Source organism: Pseudomonas sp. 2VD (genome assembly GCF_005503585.1).
GTDB classification, from domain to species: domain Bacteria; phylum Pseudomonadota; class Gammaproteobacteria; order Pseudomonadales; family Pseudomonadaceae; genus Pseudomonas; species Pseudomonas aeruginosa.
Genome location: NZ_SCND01000422.1, coordinates 1 through 4,705, shown reverse-complemented (window position 1 = coordinate 4,705; position 4,705 = coordinate 1). Strand labels below are relative to the sequence as shown.

Annotated in this window: 5 protein-coding genes; all 5 read right to left on the bottom strand. The window is 69.6% G+C overall.

Going from position 1 to position 4,705, the window contains the following annotated elements:
• A partial coding sequence (locus FFS27_RS28735) for a TRAP transporter small permease (protein ID WP_137952377.1) occupies nucleotides 1-430 on the bottom strand: 430 nt, incomplete at its 3' end.
• Between the two features lie 73 nt (nucleotides 431-503).
• Nucleotides 504-1,544, bottom strand: coding sequence for a TRAP transporter substrate-binding protein (locus FFS27_RS28730; protein WP_003105399.1), 1,041 nt, complete (start codon nucleotides 1,542-1,544; stop codon nucleotides 504-506).
• A gap of 151 nt (nucleotides 1,545-1,695) precedes the next feature.
• Nucleotides 1,696-2,631, bottom strand: a complete 936-nt coding sequence (locus FFS27_RS28725; protein ID WP_003092728.1) for a LysR family transcriptional regulator — start codon at nucleotides 2,629-2,631, stop codon at nucleotides 1,696-1,698.
• A gap of 6 nt (nucleotides 2,632-2,637) precedes the next feature.
• Nucleotides 2,638-4,017, bottom strand: coding sequence for an exodeoxyribonuclease VII large subunit (gene xseA, locus FFS27_RS28720; protein ID WP_003113813.1), 1,380 nt, complete (start codon nucleotides 4,015-4,017; stop codon nucleotides 2,638-2,640).
• A 36-nt stretch (nucleotides 4,018-4,053) separates the two neighbouring features.
• On the bottom strand, nucleotides 4,054-4,705 hold a 652-nt coding region (locus FFS27_RS28715), incomplete at its 5' end, for a LysR family substrate-binding domain-containing protein (RefSeq protein ID WP_137952376.1).

Below are 4,705 nucleotides of genomic sequence, written 5' to 3'. Positions count from 1 at the left end.
ACAGCATGAGGGTCAGCAGGCCGAAGCCGAGCGGCAGGCTGAGCAACGGCCAGGTGCGGCTGACGCCCAGGCCGAGGCTGCGGAAGCGCCCGGCGTTCAGCGCGTAGCGGGTGCTGACCCAGGCGGCGAAGGCGAAGAAGGCCAGCGCCAGCAGCCACTGGTAGAGCCTGAGGACCTGCGCCAGGCGCGGCGGCAGGCGTTGTTCCAGCAGGTTGACGCGCATGTGCCCGCCTTCCATCCATACCGCGCCGAGCGCCAGCATTACTGCGCCGATGATGAGGTAGCGGGCCAGTTCGTCCATCCAGATCGGCGAGCTGCCGAGCAGGTAGCGGGCGAACACGCCGTAGATGAGCAGGACCAGGTCGAGCAGCAACAGCAGCGTGGCGAGGTTCAGCAACGCGGCGCGCATGCCCTTGAGCAATGACGGCATGGGAGGTACTCCGGAAAGTCGGACAGGCGCGCCCGGCCGACGGCAGCGGCCGTCGGGGGGCAACGCGCGAAGGTCAGGGGGCGGTGGCGAGACCGGCGTCGCGGAAGGCCATCTCGGTCCAGCGCGGCTCGATGTCCTGGGTCTTCAGCCAGGCCAGGTAGGACGGCTGGCCTTTCTCGCGGAAGGCGGCGAGGTCATCGGCGGACGGCTGGATGATCTGCATGCCCTTTTCCTTGAGGAACGCCAGGTCGCGCTCCTGCTGGGCGGCGACCGCCTCGCGGTTCAGCCGGGTGGCTTCGGCGGCGGCGTCGAGCAGGGCCTGGCGCTCCTTTGCCGGGAGGCTGGCGAGCAGATCGCCGTTGGCCACCAGGAACTGGTCGGAGTACTGGATGTTGGCCAGGGTCAGGTACTTCTGCACCTGGTAGAGGCTGCCGAGGATGATGTAGGAGGTCGGGTTCATCTGGCCGTCGGCGACGCCGGTGCGCAGGCCCATGTACAACTCGGTCCAGGGGATCGGCGTGCCGGAGGCGCCGAAGGCTTCGTAGAGCGCCACCTGGCTGGGATCCATGGCGCGGAAGCGCAGGCCCTGGAAGTCCGCCGGGCCGTGGATCGGCTTCTTGCCGTTGGTGAAGTTGAGGAAGCCGCCTTCCTCGACCACCGCCAGCAGCTCGGTGCCGGTGCGCTCGCGGAAGGCCTCGCGGGCGGCCTGCCAGTAGCTGCCGCTGTCGAAGAAGGCGTGGGCCGCGGCGGCGTCCTTGAACATGAAGGGCGTGGCGCTGACGTAGATCTCCGGGAACAGCGGGGCGATCCCGGCGAAGGAGGCGATGTTCAGGCCGGGGCCGGTCATCACCTGTTCCATGCGCTGCTCCTCTTCGCCGAGCATGCTGTTGGGGTAGAGCTTGAACTGCAGCTCGCCGCCGCTCTTTTCCTCGGCCAGGCGCTTGAGGTTGCTGGCGAACAGGTGCACCAGGTTCTTCTCGCTGTCGGCGGCGCCGTTATAGCTCAGGTTGAGGGTGGTGGCGGCCTGGGCGAGGCTGCCACCCAGGCCCAGGGCGGCGGCCAGCAGTCCGGCGGCGAAGCGGCGGGCGAGGCCGCGGCGCGGATTCGTGTGCATGTTGTTTTCCTTATGGCAGTCCGAACGGTCGAGGGATCGGCGGCACTTCTTGTCGGGGCGCGGGGCCGGGTGCTCGCACGAAAGCGAAGCAACGCTAGCCGTTGTCTCGTTGACTATTCAAGTCCGGACGTGATGCGAAAAAGGCAACGCCTCAGCGCTGCGAGAGCCCGGGCGCGTCGCCACTGAAGAAGCGCATGCCGCGGCGCAGGTGTTCCAGGCAGGCGATCGCCGCCACGGTCAGCTCGCGGCCCTTGTGGCTGACGATCCGCGCGCGGGCGTCGCGCAGCGCCGGGTGGGCCAGCGGCAGGCAACGGATATGCCCGGCCTCGATCTCGTGGCTGACCGTCAACTCCGGCATGAAGGCCACGCCGATGCCGGACTTGACGAAATTGGTCAGCACCGCCACCGAGTTGGTGCGCAGCTTCGGCCTTAGCTCGATGCGCTCCAGTTGGGCGGCGATCACCGCCAGTTGACCCATGCCGGTGCTGTTGTGGATCAACGCCAGCGACTCGTTGCGCAGCGCGCGCATCGGCACCGCGCCGCGGTGTCCGGCGAGGGCATGGTTGGCGGGGATGATCAGGTCGAGGGGCTGGCGGGTGTCGACGTGCACGTCCAGTTCGCCGTCCTCGACCGGGGCGTAGACCAGGGCCAGGTCGACGGCGTCTTCCTTGACCAGTGCCACGCCTTCGTTGGCCCCGGCCATGCGGACCTCCAGCTCGATGCCGGGGTAGCGCAGGATGAAACTCTGCAATGGCTGGGAGATCAGGTCGGCGATGAAGCCCTCTCCGACCGCCAGGCGCACCTTGCCCTGGCGCAGCCCCTGCAGGGCCGACAGACGCGACAGCACGCCCTCTTCGTTGGCCCGTTGCTGGCGGTAGTGCGCCACCAGCAGCTCGCCGGCCTCGGTAGGCGCCACGCCTTGCGGGGTGCGTTGCAGGAGGCGCACGCCGAGATGTTCCTCCAGGCTGGCGAGCTGCCGGCTGATGGCCGAGGGGTCGATGTTCAGGTGCTGGGCGGCGCGGCGAAGAGAACCGTGGTGGATCACCTCGTTGAGGTAGGCCAGGGCGCGCTGGCTGAGGCGGATCATCGCGGCTCAGTCCAGCAGCGACAGGGTCACCGGCGTCCGGTGGTTGTCCTCGACCCGCACCTCCAGTTCGCCTTCCGCCAGGCGCGCCTTCAGGCGCTGTCCCGGCTGGGTCTGGCCGGCATCGCGGATCGCCCGGCCACGCTCGTCGAGGAGGATGCTGTAGCCGCGGCCCAGGGTCGCCAGCGGGCTGACCACGTTGAGCGTCTGCGCCAGTCCTTCGAGGCGCTGACGACGATCCTTCAGTACCTCGCGGGCGGCGCGCGGCAGGCGCGCGGCGAGGCTGTCGAGCTTCTGCCGGAGCAGCGCCAGGGTGCGGCCCGGATGCTGTGCGGCGAGACGCGTCTCCAGGCGGACCAGGCGTTCGTGGCGGACCGCCAGCTGGCGCTCGAAGGCACGGCGCAGGCGCATGTCCAGGTCGTCCAGGCGCTGCGCCTGCTGGCGCAGGCGTTCTCCGGGATGGCGCAGGCGGCGGGCGACGCCTTCCAGGCGCAGGCGTTCGCGCAGCAACTGGTCGCGCATGCGCAGCACCAGGCGCCGGCGCAGGCCGTCGAGACGCTGCTGCAGGTCGCCGGCGTTGGGCGCCAGCAGTTCGGCGGCGGCCGAAGGCGTCGGGGCGCGCACGTCGGCGACGAAGTCGCTGATCGATACGTCGGTCTCGTGGCCGACCGCGCTGACGATCGGCGTGGCGCAGGCCGCCACGGCGCGCGCCACCGCTTCTTCGTTGAAGCACCAGAGGTCTTCCAGGGAACCGCCGCCACGGGCCAGGATCAGCGCGTCGAAGCCTTGCCGGTCGGCCAGTTGCAGCGCGCGGACGATCTGCGCGACGGCCTCGCGGCCCTGCACTGCGGTGGGCACCAGGGTCAGCTCGACCTGCGGTGCGCGGCGGCGAAACACGCTGATGATGTCGCGGATCACCGCCCCGCTGGGCGAACTGACGATACCGATGCGGCGCGGATGGGCGGGCAGCGGACGCTTGCGTTCGCTGGCGAACAGGCCTTCGCCGGCGAGTTTTTCCTTCAATGCCTCGAAGGCCAGGCGCAGGGCGCCGTCGCCGGCCGGCTCGACGGTATCGGCGATCAACTGGTAGTCGCCGCGTCCCTCGAACAGCGAGATCTTCCCGCGCACCTTTACCGCCAGCCCGTCGCGCAAGGCCTGGCGTACGCGCAGGGCGTTCTGCCGGAACAGCGCGCAGCGGATCTGCGCGTTGCTGTCCTTGAGGGTGAAGTAGACATGGCCGGAGGCCGGCCGGGCGAGGTTGGACAGCTCGCCCTCGACCCAGACCTGCGGGAACACGTCTTCCAGCAGCAGGCGGGCGCGCTGGTTCAGTTGGCTGACGGTCAGCACCTCGCGATCGAGGCCGAGCCGTTGGAAGGGATCGTTACGCATGGGCGGCATGATAAGGCGGCGCACCGGGATGTGCGATCAATCCTTGGCTTCGTTCGGCAGATTCTCCAGGAAATATTCGACGAAGCCTTCCACCAGGGGGCTATCGTCGCGTCGCCAGGCCAGCGCCACCTCGCTGTATGCCTCGGCCTCGGCCAGAGACATGAAGCGCACGGCGGGCGGTGCGATGGCGCGCATCGAGGCGGGCACCAGGGCGACGCCGAAGCCGGCCTCGATCAGTTGCAACTGGCTGGTCTTGCGCGACAGCGCGCGCGCCGGGCGTGGGTAGAAACCGGCGCCGAGGCAGAGTTCGGCGGCGCGATAGCTGAGGCCGCCGCGTTGCAGGTGGGGAATGGAGACGAAGGTTTCTCCGGCCAGGGCGGCCAGGGCCACGGGAGCTTCACGGCGGGCCAGCGGATGGTCGGCGGCGAGAGCCAGGAGCAACGGCTCGCGGTACAGGGCGCGCAAGTGCAGCCGGGGATGCTGGCGCAGCACCGGCAGGCGCAGCAGGCCAAGGTCCAGGCGTCCTTCGGCGAGATCGGCGAGTTGCTGCTCGGAGGATTGCTGGGTCAGTTCCAGGCGGACGCCGCTCTGCGCCGCGAGGTAGCCGCGCAGCGCCGCTTGCAGGCCGCCCACCAGCGGCACCGAGCTGGAGTGCCCCAGGCGCAGCAGGCCATGGCCGCCTTCACCG